The 13,472-nt window shown below is 70.5% G+C and carries 14 protein-coding genes; 3 read left to right on the top strand and 11 right to left on the bottom strand.

Going from position 1 to position 13,472, the window contains the following annotated elements; all coding sequences use genetic code 11:
* Positions 1-21: 21 nt before the first annotated feature.
* From F1C12_RS00290 to F1C12_RS00280, 3 genes are all read right to left on the bottom strand, one after another.
* Complete coding sequence (locus F1C12_RS00290) at positions 22-1,371, bottom strand: PhoH family protein (protein WP_258046273.1); 1,350 nt, start codon at positions 1,369-1,371, stop codon at positions 22-24.
* Positions 1,372-1,580: 209 nt separating this feature from the next.
* On the bottom strand, positions 1,581-2,699 hold the full coding sequence (locus F1C12_RS00285) for an aminotransferase class V-fold PLP-dependent enzyme (RefSeq protein ID WP_185276904.1): 1,119 nt from the start codon (positions 2,697-2,699) through the stop codon (positions 1,581-1,583).
* A 95-nt stretch (positions 2,700-2,794) separates the two neighbouring features.
* Positions 2,795-3,589 carry an isoprenyl transferase gene (locus F1C12_RS00280; RefSeq protein WP_185276903.1) on the bottom strand — a complete coding sequence of 265 codons (795 nt, stop codon included), beginning with the start codon at positions 3,587-3,589 and terminating at the stop codon, positions 2,795-2,797.
* A 71-nt stretch (positions 3,590-3,660) separates the two neighbouring features.
* Between F1C12_RS00280 and trhA the strand changes: the two genes are divergently transcribed.
* Complete coding sequence (gene trhA, locus F1C12_RS00275) at positions 3,661-4,464, top strand: PAQR family membrane homeostasis protein TrhA (RefSeq protein ID WP_185276902.1); 804 nt, start codon at positions 3,661-3,663, stop codon at positions 4,462-4,464.
* A 21-nt stretch (positions 4,465-4,485) separates the two neighbouring features.
* Here trhA and F1C12_RS00270 read toward each other — a convergent pair whose 3' ends face one another.
* Positions 4,486-4,749 carry a hypothetical protein gene (locus tag F1C12_RS00270; protein WP_185276901.1) on the bottom strand — a complete coding sequence of 88 codons (264 nt, stop codon included), beginning with the start codon at positions 4,747-4,749 and terminating at the stop codon, positions 4,486-4,488.
* A gap of 182 nt (positions 4,750-4,931) precedes the next feature.
* Between F1C12_RS00270 and F1C12_RS00265 the strand changes: the two genes are divergently transcribed.
* A complete protein-coding gene (locus F1C12_RS00265; RefSeq protein WP_185276900.1) occupies positions 4,932-5,348 on the top strand; it encodes a DUF4307 domain-containing protein in 417 nt (138 codons plus the stop codon).
* Positions 5,349-5,458: 110 nt separating this feature from the next.
* Positions 5,459-5,950 carry a transcription elongation factor GreA gene (gene greA / locus F1C12_RS00260; protein ID WP_185276899.1) on the top strand — a complete coding sequence of 164 codons (492 nt, stop codon included), beginning with the start codon at positions 5,459-5,461 and terminating at the stop codon, positions 5,948-5,950.
* Between the two features lie 58 nt (positions 5,951-6,008).
* On the opposite strand, the gene ilvA is transcribed toward greA, so the two are convergent.
* From ilvA to F1C12_RS00225, 7 genes are all read right to left on the bottom strand, one after another.
* The gene (gene ilvA / locus F1C12_RS00255) at positions 6,009-7,277 is read right to left on the bottom strand and encodes a threonine ammonia-lyase (protein ID WP_185276898.1); all 1,269 of its coding nucleotides are present in this window, start codon (positions 7,275-7,277) and stop codon (positions 6,009-6,011) included.
* 46 nt (positions 7,278-7,323) lie between these two features.
* Positions 7,324-8,574, bottom strand: coding sequence for an AI-2E family transporter (locus tag F1C12_RS00250; protein ID WP_185276897.1), 1,251 nt, complete (start codon positions 8,572-8,574; stop codon positions 7,324-7,326).
* Between the two features lie 81 nt (positions 8,575-8,655).
* Positions 8,656-9,243, bottom strand: coding sequence for a hypothetical protein (locus F1C12_RS00245; RefSeq protein WP_185276896.1), 588 nt, complete (start codon positions 9,241-9,243; stop codon positions 8,656-8,658).
* Positions 9,244-9,362: 119 nt separating this feature from the next.
* Positions 9,363-10,424, bottom strand: a complete 1,062-nt coding sequence (locus tag F1C12_RS00240) for an ABC transporter ATP-binding protein (protein ID WP_185276895.1) — start codon at positions 10,422-10,424, stop codon at positions 9,363-9,365.
* Complete coding sequence (locus F1C12_RS00235; RefSeq protein ID WP_185276894.1) at positions 10,421-11,248, bottom strand: ABC transporter permease subunit; 828 nt, start codon at positions 11,246-11,248, stop codon at positions 10,421-10,423. The genes F1C12_RS00240 and F1C12_RS00235 overlap by 4 nt, the downstream gene beginning before the upstream one ends.
* Entirely contained in the window at positions 11,245-12,225 is a 981-nt protein-coding gene (locus F1C12_RS00230) for an ABC transporter permease (RefSeq protein ID WP_185276893.1), read from the bottom strand. The genes F1C12_RS00235 and F1C12_RS00230 overlap by 4 nt, the downstream gene beginning before the upstream one ends.
* Positions 12,204-13,343 (bottom strand): ABC transporter substrate-binding protein, encoded by a 1,140-nt coding sequence (locus F1C12_RS00225; RefSeq protein WP_185276892.1) that lies wholly within the window; start codon positions 13,341-13,343, stop codon positions 12,204-12,206. The genes F1C12_RS00230 and F1C12_RS00225 overlap by 22 nt, the downstream gene beginning before the upstream one ends.
* Positions 13,344-13,472: the final 129 nt, after the last annotated feature.

Genomic DNA, 13,472 nt, shown 5'->3' with positions numbered 1-13,472 from the left:
TTTTTCGCCCACCGGCTCACCTCACGCGAGCTCGTTGCCCTCCAGCATCTCCGTCACGAGCGCCGCGATGGCCGACCGCTCCGAGCGCGTCAGCGTGATGTGCGCGAACAGCGGGTGGCCCTTCAGCGTCTCGATCACCGACGCGACGCCGTCGTGCCGGCCGACCCGCAGGTTGTCGCGCTGCGCCACGTCGTGGGTCAGCACCACGCGCGAGTTCTGCCCGACGCGGCTGAGCACCGTGAGCAGCACGTTCCGCTCCAGCGACTGCGCCTCGTCCACGATCACGAACGCGTCGTGCAGCGAGCGGCCGCGGATGTGCGTGAGCGGCAGCACCTCGAGGATGCCGCGGTCCTGCACCTCGTCCAGCACGTTCTGCGACACCAGCGCGCCGAGCGTGTCGAACACCGCCTGGCCCCAGGGGTTCATCTTCTCGCCCTGGTCGCCGGGGAGGTAGCCGAGCTCCTGGCCGCCCACGGCGTACAGCGGCCGGAACACCATGATCTTCTTGTGCTGCTGACGCTCCAGCACGGCCTCCAGCCCCGCGCACAGCGCGAGCGCCGACTTGCCGGTGCCGGCCCGGCCGCCGAGCGACAGGATGCCGACCTCCGGGTCGAGCAGGAGGTCGATCGCCAGCCGCTGCTCCGCCGAGCGCCCGTGCAGCCCGAACACGTCTCGGTCGCCGCGCACCAGCTTCACCTCGCCGTCGGCGACCACGCGCCCGAGGGCGGAGCCGCGGTCCGAGTGCACGATGAGGCCCGTGTTGACCGGGAGGCCGTCGACGAGCGGCGTGCGCATCCACTCCTCCTCGTACAGCGAGCTCATCTGGTCGCTGCCGAGCGAGATCTCCGCCAGGCCCGTCCAGCCGCTGTCCACGACCTGCTCGTGGCGGTACTCCTCCGCCGCCAGGCCGATCGAGGACGCCTTGACGCGCATCGGGAGGTCCTTGGAGACGACCGTGACCGCGAGCCCGTCGTTCGCGAGGTTCATCGCGACGGCGAGGATGCGCGAGTCGTTGTCGCCGAGCTGCATGCCGCTGGGCAGCACCGACATGTTGGAATGGTTCAGCTCCACCCGGAGCGAGCCGCCGTCCCCGACCGGGATCGGGAAGTCGAGCCGTTCGTGCTGGACGCGCAGGTCGTCCAGGTTGCGCAGCGCCTGCCGCGCGAAGTACCCGATCTCCGGATCGTTCCGCTTGCCCTCCAGCTCGCTCACGACGACGACAGGGATGACGACAGCGTGTTCGGCGAACCGGAAGATCGCCTTGGGGTCGGACAGCAGCACCGATGTGTCGAGCACGTAGGTGCGCTCGCTCTGCCGGACAGTGCTGGATGCCGACTCGAACTGCCGGGTTCCTGATTCAGCCACGACCACTCCCACCCCGCCGCTCCGCTTCCGCTGGAGCCGGCGGATCATTGGCGAGCCGGCCATTGGGTCTCGAAACGAACTTATGTGGCCGTCTCGATCGGGCGCCGTGCCCGATGAGTCGAAAGTACGCCGGACGGCCGACACGGGAGGCTCAGAACGGGGCGTGTCGTGTTTCGTTCAGCCGATCTTCACCCCCAGTTATGGGAGGAGCGGGATCAGGCGGCCGAGGCGTAGGAGGTGAGGGCGGCGCGCAGCATGTCCAGGGTCTCCTCCGTGGTGCCCGCGTGCACGCTGATCCGCGCGCTTGTGCTGCGCACCTTGGCCGTGACACCGTGGTTGAAGAGGGAGGCCGCAAGAACGGTGAGCTGTTCCGGCAGCGGCTCCAGCACGACGATCCCGGCGCGCTCCGCGGCGTTGCGCGAGGAGGCCACCGGCACGGCGAACTCGTCGGCGAGGTCGATGACCTGCTCGGCGATGTCGGAGATGGCGGCGGATATCTCCGCCACGCCGACGGCCGCGACCTCCTCCAGCGCGGCGGCGAGGCGGGCCTCCGCCACCGGGTCGGCGTTCGACGCCGTGAAGGCCGACGCGTCCTTCGCGGGATCGAGCACCTCGTCCCACCGTTCGCCCGCGCCGGTGCCGACCCATCCGCTGAAGACGGGCGTGAGGTGGTCGATCGCCCGCTCGCTGAGCGCGAGGAAGCCCGTCCCCCACCCCGCCCTGGTCCACTTCTGGCCGCCGGAGACGACGACGTCCGCGACCTCGTACGGCACATCCGCGACCCCGAAGCCCTGGATGGCGTCCACGATGAGGAGGCGGTCGCCGATCACCTGGCGGATGCCGTCGATGTCCGCGAGGTAGCCGGAGCGGGAGTCGACCAGGCTGACCATCACCGCGCTCGTGGAGTCGGTCAGCTGCGCCTTGATCTGCGCGGGCGTGACCCGGCCGTGATCGGTCTCCAGCCAGACCGGCGTCACGACGCGCATCGCCTGGGCGGCGCGCACCGCGGCGTACGTCACGCTCGGGAACTCGGCCGCCGACAGCAGCACCTCGCCGCCGGTGAGCCCGAACGCCGCGTGCATCAGCCCGGTGGAGGCGTTCGGCTGGAACGCGATCTGCCCGGACGGGAACCCGGTCAGCGCGGAGATCGCGTCGCGGACCCTGTCGTTCTCGGCGTGCATCCGGTCGACGGTCCCGAAGCGCGCCTTGGCGAGTGCCTCGTACTGTCCCAGCGTCTCGGCGCGCACCGTCGCCGACAGCGGGCCGACCCGGCCGTAGTCCAGGTATCCGGGCTCCTCGCCGAACCCGGCGGCGAACTCCTCGATCGTCGTCATCGTGACCTCCGGGACCATCCTGCCGTCGCGACCGCCGGCGACGCGAATTCTGGTGTGCCCGAGCGTCTTTCGCGGGGAGTGGAGACGGCCGGAGCTCAGGACCCGTAGCGGCGCTGGCGGCGCGAGAAGTCGCGCATCGCCCGCAGGAAGTCGACCTCGCGCAGGTCGGGCCCCAGTGCCTCCACGAAGTAGAACTCGCTGTGCGCGCTCTGCCACAGCATGAAGTCGCTGAGCCGCTGCTCGCCGGAGGTGCGGATGACGAGGTCCGGGTCGGGCTGGCCTCCCGTGTACAGGTGCTCGCCGATGAGATCGGGGGTGAGGAGGTCGGCCAGCGTCTCCAGGCTGCCGCCCTCCGCCGAGTGCGCCGCGACGATGCTGCGCATGGCGTCCGTGATCTCCTTGCGGCCCCCGTAGCCGACCGCGAGGTTGATGTGCAGGCCGGTGTTGCCGGACGTGCGCTTCTCCGCGTCGACCAGTGCGGCGACGAGCGGCTCCGGGAGGCCGGCCGTCGAGCCGACGTGCTTGACCCGCCAGTCGCGGTAGCGGGAGAGGTCGTCCGCGAGCTCGGCGATGATCTCGATCAGGTCGGACAGCTCGGCGCTCGGCCGGTTGGTCAGGTTGTCCGAGGACAGCAGGTAGAGCGTCACCACCTCGATGCCGAGGTCGTCGCACCACTCCAGGAACTCGCGCATCTTCGCCGCGCCCGCCCGGTGGCCGTGTGCGACGGTCGTCATGCCGACCTGGCGCGCCCAGCGCCTGTTGCCGTCGATGATCATCGCGACGTGCCGTGGCAGCGACTCCGGGCCGAGGCCGGCGATGTCCCGCCGCAGCCGCTTCTGGTACAGGCCGTAGAGCAACCCGTTGGCCGTCTCGGAACTGCGTCTGCTCACGCAGCTACGTTAGCGCCCCTCGGCCGCCCGGTTCCCAGCATCCGACCACCCGTCTCCCCTACTCTTGCTCCATGACGCCGCGAAACGCCCCCGACCCCGAGGACGTCGCCGAGCTCCTCGCCGAGCCGGTCTCCGACCTCCCGCCCGCCGACGCGGCGGTGAAGGCGGACGAGTCGCGCGGCCCGCTGCTGCCGAACATCCCGCTGCTGGACGCCTCGCCGGCCCATCCGGCCGAGCTGAAGCCGACGTGGCGCGGCTGGATCCACGCCGGCACCTTCCCGGTCACCATCGCCGCGGGCATCGTGCTGATCTGCCTCGCGCAGGGCGCTCCGGCCAAGTGGGCGTCGGCGGTGTTCATGCTGACCTCGATGCTGCTGTTCGGCAACTCGGCGCTCTACCACCGCTTCAACTGGCGGCCGCGCACGAAGATCGTGCTCAAGCGCATCGACCACGCCAACATCTTCCTGCTGATCGCCGGCACCTACACGCCGCTGGCGGTGCTCGCGCTGCCGCCGTCGAAGGGCATCGTGCTGCTCTGCGTGGTCTGGGGAGGCGCGCTGCTCGGCATCGGCTTCCGGGTGTTCTGGATCACGGCTCCGCGCTGGCTGTACGTGCCGATCTACCTGCTGCTCGGCTGGGCGGCGATGATGTACATCGTCGACCTGGTGAACGCCAACGTGGCGATGATGGTGCTGGTCTGCGTCGGCGGCGTCTTCTACACGATCGGCGCCGTCATCTACGGCATCAAGAAGCCGAACCCGTTCCCCGGGGTGTTCGGCTTCCATGAGATCTTCCACACCTTGACGGTGCTGGCGTTCCTCTGCCACTGGACCGCGACGCTGCTGATCGCGCTGCATCCCGCCTACAACGGCTGACGCCGCCGGCGGAGCCAGGGCTCAGCCCCGCGAGTCGCCGTCCGCGTCGTCCTGGTGCTCCGCCTTCTCGGCGTCCAGCTTCTCCGCGATCTCCGCGCGGTAGCGCACCCGGCGGATGCGGCGCGTCATGTCGAGGACGAGCAGCACCGCCGCGACCGCGATCAGGAAGGTCACGGTGAACCCGACGACGCCGGGCGTGACCGAGTCGTCGCTCGGACCCGAGGTCGGCGACGGCGTCGGGGTCGCGGCCAGCCACACGCCCGCCTTCAGCAGCAGCTCGCCCATCACACGGCCTCCACGGACACAGTGGACAGGTCGTTCTGACGCATGGCGGACTTCGCTTTCGGATCGGGTGGTTCGGGAGGCGCGAAGCGCGATTCACAGCTTCGTCTCCTAGTCTTGTCTCAGCCTACCGTCGCCCCGACGGCGGGCCTGAACGAAGCCCCTGAGAGGCGGACGGCGAGTACATGGCACGCGAGACCGAGGCGCCGTCCGAGACCCTCGAATCCCGCTACGGCCGCACCCCGAAGCGCCGCCGCCGCGACCGGTGGCTGCTGATCGGCGGCGCCGCCGCCGTCCTCGCGGTGGTGACCGCCTGGGTGTTCTGGGCCGGCTGGGACAACAACCAGGCCGACCTGCAGGCCACCGACACCGCCTACGTCATCCCCGACGCGCACCATGTGCGGATCACCTTCACGATCAACGCCCAGCCCGGCACTGGCGTCACCTGCGCCCTGCAGGCGCTCAACGACGACTACGCGATCGTGGGCTGGCGCATCGTGAGCTATCCCGGCACCGATTCCCGGGTGTCCACCCACACCGAGACGATCCGGACCATCCAGCAGAGCAACACGGGTTTGATTAACACCTGCTGGCTGACCTAACATTCTCTGGATACGCCCCGGCCGAGGCCGGGGCGTCTACTTTACCCACCGGCTCCGGCCGGCCATCAGCCGAAGCGGCGAACCGCCGCACAGGCGCGAAGGAGTTCATCATGTCCCAGGAGTCTCAGGTCACCTTTCTGACCCAGGACGCGTACGACCGTCTGTCGGCCGAACTCGAGGAGCTCAGCGTCAACGGCCGTAACGAGATCGCGAAGCGCATCGAGGCGGCCCGCGAGGAGGGCGACCTCAAGGAGAACGGCGGCTACCACGCCGCGAAGGACGAGCAGGGCAAGATCGAGGCGCGCATCGTGCAGCTCACCAACCTGCTGCGCAGCGCCACGGTCGGCGAGGCGCCGGAGAGCCACGGCGTCGTGGAGCCCGGCACCGTCATCACCGCGGTCATCGCGGGCGACGAGAGCGTCTTCCTGATCGGCAACCGCGAGATCGCGGCCGGCACCGAACTCCCCGTCTACAGCGAGCAGAGCCCGCTCGGCGGCGCGATCCTCGGCCTTAAGGTCGGCGACAAGACCGAGTACACCGCCCCGAACGGCCGTCAGATCCCCGTCGAGATCACCAAGGTGGACACCTACACGGGTCAGTGACCCCCGAATACCACGAGAACCGCCGGCCTCGCAGTGCGACTGCGAGCCGGCGGTTTCTTCATTCCTCTTCGAGGACCGGGTCGTAACCCGCCGACCGCAGCACCTGGATGACCTGCTGCCGGTGCTCGGTGCCGCGCGTCTCCACCGACACATCGAGCTCGACCTGGCTGAGCTGGAGGCCGTGGCCGTGCCGCGTGTGCAGCACCTCCACCACGTTCGCGTTGACACCGGCGAGGATCTCGGCGATCCGCGCGAGCTGCCCCGGCCGGTCCGGGAGCATGATCGAGAGCCGCAGGTAGCGGTCGGACGCCGCGAGACCGTGGGCGATGACGCGCTGCATCAGCAGCGGGTCGATGTTGCCGCCGGAGAGGATGGCGACGACCGGGCCCGTTGCGTCGTCCGCCGGGACGAGTCCCGCGAGGATCGCCGCCACGCCGACCGCGCCGGCCGGCTCGACCACGAGCTTCGCCCGCTCCAGCAGCACCAGCAGGGCGCGGGCGATGTCGTCCTCGGTGACCGTGACCACGGCGTCCACCGCGTCCCGGATGATCTCGAAGTTCAATGCGCCGGGCTTGCTGACGGCGATGCCGTCGGCGATGGTCGCGACGAGGCCGATCTCCGTCGGCTCCCCCGCTGCGAGTGAGGCCGGGTAGGCGGCGGCGTTGGCCGCCTGCACGCCGATCACCCGGACCGTGCGTCCCTCGCGGGCCGCGCGCTGCTTGACCGCGCTGGCGACGCCCGAGATGAGGCCGCCGCCGCCGATCGGCACGACGATCGTCTGGACGTCCGGCACCTCGTCGAGGATCTCGAGGCCGAGCGTGCCCTGCCCGGCGATCACGTCGGCGTGGTCGAACGGCGGGATGAGGACGGCACCGGTCTCGGCGGCGAAGTCCGCGGCGGCCCGCAGCGTCTCGTCCACGATGCTGCCGCTGAGGACGACGTCCGCGCCGTACGCCCGCGTCGCCTGGAACTTGGGGATGGCCACGCCGACGGGCATGAAGATCGTGGCGTGGATGCCGAGCTCGCGGGCGGCGAAGGCGACGCCCTGCGCGTGGTTGCCCGCGGAGGCGGCGACGACGCCGCGCGCCCGCTCCTCGGCGTTCAGCTTGGAGAGCCGGTGGTACGCGCCGCGGATCTTGTACGAGCCGGTGCGCTGCAGGTTCTCGCACTTGAGGATGACCGGTGCGCCGAGCACGTCGGTGAGGTAACGGGACGTCTCGAGCGGCGTCGGCTGGGCGACCCGGGCCACGATCGCGCGCGCGGCCTCGATCTCGTCCAGGCCGGGGCCTGCGAACGGGGTGCGCGTCGGATCGGTCGCGGTATCCACTCGCACAGCCTACTCGTGGTCATATACCGCTGAATGTATGCGTCCGCTACGGCCGCTGAGCCCGCCGGGGCCGCGGCACGGTCTCCCAGATCGCGCCCTCCGGCGCCGTCGTGGCCTCCGGGGGCCGCGACCGCCAGGCGCCGGATGAGACGTAGTGCACCATCACGTTGAGGACGGCGACGAATGGGACCGCGAAGAGCGCGCCGGGAATGCCGGCCAGCAGCGATCCCGCCGCGACCGCCAGCACGACCGCGAGCGGGTGCACCTTCACGGCGGTTCCCATGATGAGCGGCTGGAGGACGTGCCCCTCGATCTGCTGCACGAGCAGCACGATGCCCAGCATGATGAGCGCGAACACCCAGCCCTTGAAGACGAGCGCGACGAAGACGGCGAGCGCGCCCGTGATGACCGCGCCGACGATCGGGATGAACGACCCGAGGAAGACCAGCACCGCGATCGGCAGCACCAGCGGCAGACCGAGGAAGAACGCGCCGAGGCCGATCCCGAGCGCGTCGATGGAGGCCACCAGCACCTGCACCTTGGCGAAGTTCCGGAGGGTCAGCCAGCCGGCCTGGCCCGCGCCGTCGACCGCGGCCCGCGCGTTCTTCGGGAAGATCCGCACGATCCAGCCCCAGATGCTGCGGCCGTCGATGAGGATGAACAGCACACTGAACAGCGTGAGCAGCGCGCCCGTGAGCACGTGGCCCAGCGTCGAGCCGACGGAGAGCGCGCCGGAGATGTAGACCTGGCTGTCCTGCTGCGCCGAGGTCCAGATGGACTGGAACGCACTGTCGATCTGGTCCTTGGTGAGTCCGAGCGGCCCGGTCGTCAGCCAGCTCCGGAACTGGTCGAACGCCGCCACGGACTGCGTCTGGAGGTCGTGGCTCTCCCGCGTGACCTGCCAGATGGCGAGATAGAACAGTCCGCCGACGACCACGACCAGGGTGAGCAGCGTGGCGACGATCGCCAGCCAGCGCGGCCAGCGGTGGCGGACGAGGAAGTCCTTGAACGGCACCAGCAGGGCGGCGAGGAGCACCGCGATCAGCACGGGGACCACGATCAGCCGAAGCTGGACGATGAGGAAGACCACGACGGCGATCACAGCGCCGATCACCAGCAGTCGCCACGACCAGGCGCCGGCCAGGCGCACACCGCGTGGCAGCGACGCGTCGACCGGGGCGGCCTCCCCCGCCCTCGACTCGGCACGGCCCTCGATGTCGCGCCGGCGCTTCAGAAACCGCGCCCGGGCCGGAGGGACGGACGGGTTCTGCGCTGCCGGAGCGTCGCTCTCTGCCATGCCCGTCAGTCTAGGGGCGCGGCCCGGCGCTTCCTGAAGGATCGCTCAGGGAATGCCGTGCCGCGCCGAAGGGATGGCCGCTCAGGGTTCGAACACCAGCGGCGGGTGCTCGATGGAGGTGGAGAACCACTGCCAGCCGGGCCCGGAGGACGTCTGCTGGATCGAGGCGTAGGTGATCTGCCCGGGCGGGACGTTGCCGAGGCCGACCGAGACGGAGACGTTGCCGTTCACCGTCCGGACGCCGGCGCCGGTCACGGAGCCGGCTCCCGCGTAGCCTCCGACCGTGAGCGACACCGGGCCGCTCGTGGCGATCAGGAACTCGATGACGTAGCTCGCGACCGCGGTCGCCCCGTACGCTCCGGGGTCGAAGTGGACGGAGACGCCGGGGCCGCCGGACGGGACCTGGCGGTAGCTGAACGACGCGTACGGCGTGCCGGTCGTGTCGGTCTGCATGATGTCCGACGCGATCAGCGTCAGATTGGTGCGGCCTTTGCCGACCGTGTGGGTCGGGCTGATGGTGTCGATGGGGAAGAAGAAGGGCGGCCAGTGCAGGATGTCGCCCGGTCGGATCCGAGTGAGCACGTCGCTCGGCGAGAGGGTCTTCACGAAGGTTGAGGGGTCGATGGCGTCCGAGTACTCGGCGTCCGCCCCCGGGACGATACCAGACATGAGGATTACTCTACTGACGCCGTCCCGCGTGTGCGACCGTGCCGGCAGGGAATCCCGAGGGGCACGTAAACGCCCCTAAAACGCTGTTTTAGGGGCGTTCGGGTGCCCTTCGGCGGAGGTCAGGAAGCGGGCGCGACGGTGACGGGGGTGCCGGAGAGGGTGAGGTGGATGCGGTCGCCGGGGGCGGGGAGGTCGCGCGCGCCGTGCTGGACGGCCAGCTCCGACCCGTCGGCCAGGCGCACCCGCGTGCGCCGCAGCGCGCCCAGGAAGCTGGTCGTCAGCACATCGGCCGGGATGCCGTCCGCGGCCGGCAGCAGATCCTCCGGCCGCACGAACGCCGTCACCGGGCCGTCGGGCGCGGGCGACGCGAGCGGCGCGGTCCCGCCGAGGACGTGCAGCACTCCGCCCACGACCGTGGCGGGCACGCGGTTGGTCAGCCCCACGAACTCCGCGACGAACGCGGTCGCCGGGCGGTGGTACAGCTCCTCCGGCGTCCCGATCTGTTCGATGGCGCCCGCCCGCATCACCGCGACCCGGTCGGCGACGGCGAGCGCCTCCTCCTGGTCGTGCGTCACGAAGAAGGTCGTGATCCCGAGCTCGGTCTGGATGCGGCGGATCTCCTCGCGGAGCTGCACGCGCACCTTCGCGTCGAGCGCGGAGAGGGGCTCGTCCAGCAGGAGCACGCGCGGTTCGGTGACCAGCGCCCGGGCGAGCGCCACGCGCTGCTGCTGGCCGCCGGAGAGCTGGTGGGCGTAGCGCTCGGCGTGGTGGTCGAGCCCGACGAGCTCCAGCGCCTCGGCCGCGCGACGGCGCCGATCGCCGGCGCCGACCTTGCGCATCCGCAGCCCGAACTCGACGTTCTGGCCGGAGGTGAGGTGCGGAAACAGCGAGTACGACTGGAACACCATCCCGAGGTCGCGCCGGTTCGTCGGCTCGTCCGTGACGTCCCGGCCGTCGATCAGCACGCGGCCGGAGTCGACGCGCTCCAGCCCGGCGAGCGCGCGCAGCGCCGTGGTCTTGCCGCAGCCGGACGGCCCGAGCAGGGCGATGAACTCCCCCGGGCTCGCGGCCAGCGAGAACCCGGCGAGGCCGGCGCCGCCGCCGAAGTCGCGCACGACCCCGTCCAGCTCGACGGTGGAGCCGACGCGCGCGCCGGCGACGGTGGATTCGAGGACGGTCATGGGGTGCCTTTCACGGGACGCCGCGTACGGCGGCGGGCGCCGACGACACGGTCGACGACGACGAGGAGGACGAACGCGAACACCAGCGCCAGCAGGGCGAAGATGACCGCGACGAACGGATCGGACTGGGAGACCAGCAGCAGCGAGGTCTGCAGGTTCACCCGGCTGAGCAGGGAGGCGATCGTGAACTCGCCGAGCACGACCGCGATCGAGAGCGCGGAAGCCGCGAGGATGCCGCGGCGCAGGTTCGGCGTCAGCACCCGCCAGAACACGGTCCCCCAGCCGGCGCCGAGCGACCGCGCAGCCTCGCTCAGCGTCACCATGTCGACGGCCTGGACGTTGCTCTGGATAGCGCGGTACGCGTACGGCAGCACGGTGATCCCGTAGGCGAACGCCAGCGTCCACGTCCCGGAGCCGAAGATCGAGGTCACGACCGCGTAGGTCGGCGCCAGCCCTACGACCATCACGATCGCCGGGATCATGATCGGCAGCAGGCAGACGGCTTCCAGCAGTCGGCGCAGCCTCGGGAAGCGCAACTCGACCAGCACGATCGTCGGCAGCAGCACCAGCAGCACGATCGCCACGGTCACGGCAGCGAGCACGAGCGAGTTGCCGAGGCCCTGGTAGACGCGGTCGTAGCGCGTGGTCTCCCCGCCGAAGACGGCGATCCAGCGGTCGAAGCTGTAGACCCCGGGCTTCGCGGTGCGCAGTGTGAACTCCAGCATCGAGAACAGCGGGATGAGGAAGAACGCGCCGAGGACGACCCAGATGACGGTGCGGACGACCGGGCCGGGACCCGGCCGCAGCGTCGTGCGCGCGCTCACCGCTGCCACCGCGCGGTGCGCCGCACGAGCGCCGAGTAGGCGAGCATCACGACGATCATCACCACGAGCATGCCGAGCGCCATCGAGCCGGCCAGGTTCGCCCGGCCGAGCACGGTCTCGGAGACGAGGGCCTGGCGGATCTGCAGCGACACGATGTTGTTGGCCTGGCCGACGAGCGCGGCCGCGGTCGCGTACGACGAGAAGGCGTTGGCGAAGAGCAGCAGCAGGCTGCCGAGGAACGAGGGCAGCAGGATGGGTCCGCCGACGCGGGTCCAGTAGATCCAGCGCGTGCCGCCGAGGGTGGCGGTCGCCTCCAGCCACTGCGGGCGCAGGCCCTCCAGCGCGGGCAGGAAGGTGATGACCATGAGCGGGATCTGGAAGTAGAGGTACGGGAGGATGAGTCCCGGCACCGTGTAGAGCCAGACGCCGTTCGCGTAGATGTTCACGTGGAACTGGTTGCGCAGCAGCACGGTCACCAGGCCTTGCGCGCCGATGGTCGCGATGAACGCGAACGCGAGCATCACGCCGCCGAACTGGGCGAGCACGCTGCTGGCGGAGCCCACGAGCGAACGCGTGACGCCGCCCGGGCGGGAGCTCAGCATGGCGAAGCAAAGCGCGGCGCCTGCGACGGCGCCGACGATGGCGGTGACCGCGGAGAGCCAGAAGGCGCCGAAGAACGAGCCGGTGATGGCCGGCTCGGCGAGGCCCGTGATGTTGGACCAGGTGAAGCGGCCCTCGCCGTCCACGAAGCCGCTGCCGACGGCGACGAGCGTGGGAACGGCGAGGAAGATCACGACATAGAGGGCGAACGGGGTGAGGCCGAGCACGGCGGCGAGTCCGCGTCGCCGGCGGCGCCCCGAGCCCGGTGCGGCCGCCGACGACGGCTGCCGCCGGGGGTCGCGCGAGGCGATCCCGGCGGCAGCGTCGGCCGCGGGTGCGGCGATGGTCTCGGTCATCAGCCGACCGCGTTGGCCCACTTGGCGTTGAGGAGCGTGCCGGCGTCGGTGGCCTGCTTGTCCGTCATCACGGCCGTCTTGTCGAGCTTGCCCGGGAAGTCCTTGGTGTCCAGGGTCCCGGCCTTCTCCATGGCGTCGACGCGCGCCGGGTAGGCGCCGCCCTTCAGCCAGGCGTTCTGGGCGGCGTCACTGTAGAGGTACTCCTCCCAGAGGCGCGCGGCCGCGGGGTGCGGGGCGTCCTTGTTGATGGCCTGGTTGTAGTAGCCGACGTACGCGGTGCCCGGGAGGACGACGTACTTCCAGTTCACGCCGCCCGACTTGATGGTGTCGGAGGTCGTGTAGCCCTTCTGGTTGAACGACCAGTCGAGCAGGACCGGGGTCTCGCCCGAGGCGATGGTGTTCGGCTTGCCGTCGGCGGCGTTCCAGTTGCCCGCGGCCTTCAGCTTGGTGAACCACTCGACGCCCGGGGTCAGGTCGTCCAGCGTGCCGCCGTTCTGCAGGTCGGCGTACGCGACGGCGCCGGCCGCGGCGGCCGCCTGGGTCGGGTTGCCGTTGAGCGCGACGGCGCCCTTGAACTCCGGCTTCAGCAGGTCGGCGAACGACTTCGGCGCGGTCTTGATCTTGTTCGCGTCGTAGCCGACGGACATGACGCCGTAGTAGCCGACCTTCCAGAGGCCGTCCTTGTCCTTCTGCGCGGCCGGGATGTCGTTGAAGCCGGTCGGCTTGTACGGGGCGAAGTACTGCGTGTTCGCCAGCGTCACCGAGGAGCCCATGTCGAAGGTGTCCGGCGCGGTGTCCTGGCCCTTCAGCTTCTTCGCGGCGTCGATCTCCTCCTGGCTGGACGCGCTGTCCTGGCTCGGGTTGATCGTGATGCCGTACTTCTTGGTGAAGCCGTCGAAGATCTCCTGGTAGTTGGCCCAGTCGCCGGGGGTGGCGATGATGTTGAGGCTGCCCTCCTTCTTCGCGGCGGCGACCAGAGCGGCCATGCCGCCGGCGGAGGCCACGTCGGTGGCCGAGGCGGCCGAGGTGCTTGCGGTGGTGCTGCTGGCGTCGGCGCCGCCGGAGCAGGCGGCGAGCGAGAGGGCGACGACGGTCGCCGCCGCGGCGAGTCCGGCGATGCGGGCGCGCGTGTTGATCACGGAATGTCCTCCAGGTCGGGTTGACGGCCGGGATGTGCGACCCGGCTCGTCGCCACGCTAGGGACGCCGGGATACGCGTGGCCCAGCGGAGAGTGACCATCGGGTGAACGACCGATGTCGGACCTTGCC

This window comes from Leifsonia shinshuensis, assembly GCF_014217625.1.
In the GTDB taxonomy this organism is placed as follows: Bacteria; Actinomycetota; Actinomycetes; order Actinomycetales; family Microbacteriaceae; genus Leifsonia; species Leifsonia shinshuensis_A.
Note: the sequence above shows the minus strand (reverse complement) of the source record. Positions and strands in the feature narration are given on the sequence as shown.